This window comes from Arthrobacter echini, from assembly GCF_008107445.1.
Taxonomy (GTDB): Bacteria; Actinomycetota; Actinomycetes; order Actinomycetales; family Micrococcaceae; genus Arthrobacter_D; species Arthrobacter_D echini_A.
In genome coordinates, this window is sequence record NZ_VSLD01000022.1 from 1 (window position 1) to 3,285 (window position 3,285).

Consider the following 3,285-nt stretch of genomic DNA (forward strand, 5'->3'; position numbering starts at 1 on the left):
ATGGGCGCCTCGAACACCTTCGCGGCTCAGCCCTCGGCTTCAGGAACCTCACCAACTACATCGCCAGATCACTCCTCGAATCAGGCGGCTTCAGACCCCACCTGCACTCTTATTTACGATGAGCCGCATATGCGGTGTGCGCCATGCAGCACCTAAGAATGACCGGCTACTACTCGCTGCCTGGCTACGTCCATTGGCAAAACGCCGAATGCGTTCACGCTTACTTCGGCTATCTCGGTGGTGTCCCGCTTACAGAGTTCGAGCAGGCGTCCGATGTTGGCAGCACCGACCGCGACCAACTGATAGGAGACACATAACGGGAGTCTCCATCGAATCCAGAGCGCTTCATTGACTATCGAGCGTTGCTCATCCTGCTGGCGCGGAAAATCTTGGCGCTCGAGTCGGCTGTCTCGCTTGTGTGGTTAGTGGGTGAGACGTGTTGTGAACTGCTCTTCTGCTGAGACGACTGGGCCTCGTAGGTAGCAAGGATGCGTTCATTCGACGCCAGCACTTGTTCGTCATCGATCTCGAACCCAATGAAGGAGCATCCAGCTTGCGCTGCTGCTACCCCAGTTGTTCCAGAACCGCTGAAAGGGTCGAAGACCACAACATCTTCTCCCTTAATGCCATATGAATCGATGCATCGCTTAGGTAATTCGAGAGGGAAACGGCTGTAGTGAGGCAGGCCCGGGATCTTCTCACTGCCAAACTCCCAGACACTGCCAACAGGCGGTCTCAGCTGGAAGTTATGTCGTTCGTCTTTGGCGAGGAGGTGGATGCTCTCATGCTGCCTGTGTGGTCGTCGGCAGCGACCCTCCGGCATTGGATTCTTCTTCTTCCAGATCACCTCTCCGCGAGACAACCACCCGTCGTCAGACATGCCGATAACAAGTCGGTAGGGCAGGCTGAGAAGGTTTCCGTAGGTGAGCCAGGGCACGTCCTTATCTGTGAACGCTTTGCGCTTGTGGCGGGGCTTTGAGTACGCAGAATTTTCAGGAGCAAGACCTGTCGCATCCGGGCCGAGGCTGCTGTACGCATGGTCGTCAGCTCTCCAGTTCACCGGCGTGTTATACGCATCTCCAATGTTGATCCAACAGATTCCACGCTGTTTCATTTTCGGTTTGATCAGTTCGAAGAGCTTACGGAGGTCCGCCACGTACTGACGCGGGTCTTCTTCTACCCCGGAACCCTTTGAGGCGCGCTGACCCCAGTACGGGGGCGACGTAACAAGTACGTCGATCGACTCATCCGGTAGTTGCTCGACTAGTTTCCAGGAGTCGCCCTGCGCAACGACGTTCCGTGTAAAGGGGCCCACAGTGTTTGACTCAGCCATATTTCTCTCCGACGATCATAAGCACCGGTATTATGTACCGGTAGCCTTTACCGGTACTATATGGCACGTGAATGGTGAAACCAAACTGAGTCGGACCTTGTGGCCTCTGCCGGGCGGGTCAGGTAACTACATGTCTGCGCTTCTGTGGATCTTGGCCAAGGTGCAGGCTACGGACAGCGTCGGCGAGGTCGTCGCCGCCATGATGAACCACTTCGTGCTCACTAGCGCGAAAGCTGCGAAGTCCTACTTGAGAGTTGGGGATGCTCTGGGATTGATCGAAGTCACAGCAAGCAGCGTCTACCTCACGAAGGCAGGGGCTGCTTATCTAAAGAAGCCTTCGAGCACAGCTCTGCAGGCAGCACTTCGTCAGAACATCCAAGGTTGCGAGGAGCTATTAGCCATCCTGCGCAAGCGCCCCCTTCGTATAGGGCGATTGCTTGAGGAGATGGCTAAGGAGGGGCACGGATGGACTACGGATTCCCAACTCCGATACCGACTCCGTTGGCTTGAGGAAGCCGGTGTCGTGGAGAGGCGAGGCAAGGGACGCCCAGAGTATCGGCTTGTCTCGCTGTCAGGAGCGGCTGCACCGCTAGCTATCGACTAGTATCCGATTGTGCACCCAGACCTAAAAATCCTGTTTCAAAGGCTCGAAGCTAGTCGTGAAGCTGCTGGCCTAACGCGTGACGAGGTCGAAGAGAAGCTCGTAATGGGGCCAGGGTGGATCAAGCTGATTGAAGAGGGGTTGACCGAACCATCTCTTGGCACCTTGGCGGCGATCCTGGCGCTGTACGGGGACGACCTTCATGGTTTTTTCGCTGACTTCCAGTTTGGTGAAACTGACGTGATCGTCGATCGTCACCTCAGTGCGACAGAAGAGGGAGCGGATCTTGTTCTACATTTTCCGATGGGGCCTCATAGCGCCAACGTAACAATCCCCGACGCTACGCTGGACGAATTCAACTCGGTGCTTCTGGTCCTTCGGAACGTGTTAGCCGTTCGGGATGCACGTAGAGCGATCGTTGAGTGTTTCCTTGAAGCCGTTCGAACCTGGCCGCACGTCAATCCCTCCGACTTGTGGTACTTTCTCGTTGCGCATGCTTATCAAGATGATTTCAATCATCCCGCTGAGAGTGCGGGGAAGGATTGGGCGCAGTCTTGGAAGCGGGCCGGCGGATGGTCTCTCGAGGCGATCTTCGTCGAGCACTACAACCCACAGCTGAACCAGCATGGTGTTCGCTTGGCTATGCCTACTGCTCCCGATGAGAAGGGGCGGCTTCTTGGCGAGATGGGCTTGCACGGGAGTGGCGTGGTCGAAAAATCTGACGTCATAGCGCTTGGGACCGACGCTCACGGAAATGAGCATCCCTTTGGCGTGGTGCACGTGAAAGCGTCGTTTGCGGAGCGGCGTACTGATGATGCGCCTTTGAGCGCCCGCCTAATGGCTTCAGGCTTTGCATCGCCGCTACTTACCATGGACTGTAAGGCTGGACCTAGTACGGACCCCTTTAATAAGGGAGAGCTAGGAGCGGTTCAGGGTGGAATTGCAAGGGTGTCGTCAAAGCGTCTAGACATCGAGAGAGATCGAATATTCGACGCAGCCTTCTCGTATAACGCGAATACTGAGCCAACTCCTACAGGAACATCAGCTGCAGCGCGCATCTACAGGTGTAATTTCGCTGATCCTGACGACAGCTTTTCTCGTCACATGATCAGGAAGTGGCAAGAGCGTCAAGGGAACTAGCCACGGATTCGACGCCATAGTTCCGGGTAGACGCCCCAGGTTGCAGCCCGCGATGTTTGCCCATCGGCTGGCTGCATAGGGGCTTATGCGGCTCTTCGTAATTGAGAGTGCGGGCGGGGTGGCCGGTGTGGGCGCGTCGGTCACGGGATAGGCGTCGAGGCCTTCCGATGATGGAAGTTCCTACACTGCCCACCCGAAAGACCTCGACGTG

General features: G+C 56.3%; 3 protein-coding genes. 2 read left to right on the plus strand and 1 reads right to left on the minus strand.

From position 1 onward, the window contains the following. Positions 1-352 precede the first annotated feature (352 nt). Positions 353-1,333, minus strand: a complete 981-nt coding sequence (locus tag FQ377_RS14605; protein ID WP_148601890.1) for a DNA-methyltransferase — start codon at positions 1,331-1,333, stop codon at positions 353-355. Between FQ377_RS14605 and FQ377_RS14610 the strand changes: the two genes are divergently transcribed. Together FQ377_RS14610 and FQ377_RS14615 are read left to right on the plus strand one after the other, a co-directional pair. Beyond that, positions 1,317-1,937 carry a winged helix-turn-helix domain-containing protein gene (locus FQ377_RS14610; RefSeq protein WP_148601891.1) on the plus strand — a complete coding sequence of 207 codons (621 nt, stop codon included), beginning with the start codon at positions 1,317-1,319 and terminating at the stop codon, positions 1,935-1,937. The two genes, FQ377_RS14605 and FQ377_RS14610, sit on opposite strands and share 17 nt — an antisense overlap. A 9-nt stretch (positions 1,938-1,946) precedes the next feature. Beyond that, the gene (locus FQ377_RS14615; RefSeq protein WP_187393396.1) at positions 1,947-3,074 is read left to right on the plus strand and encodes a helix-turn-helix domain-containing protein; all 1,128 of its coding nucleotides are present in this window, start codon (positions 1,947-1,949) and stop codon (positions 3,072-3,074) included. The last annotated feature ends 211 nt before the right edge of the window (positions 3,075-3,285 follow it).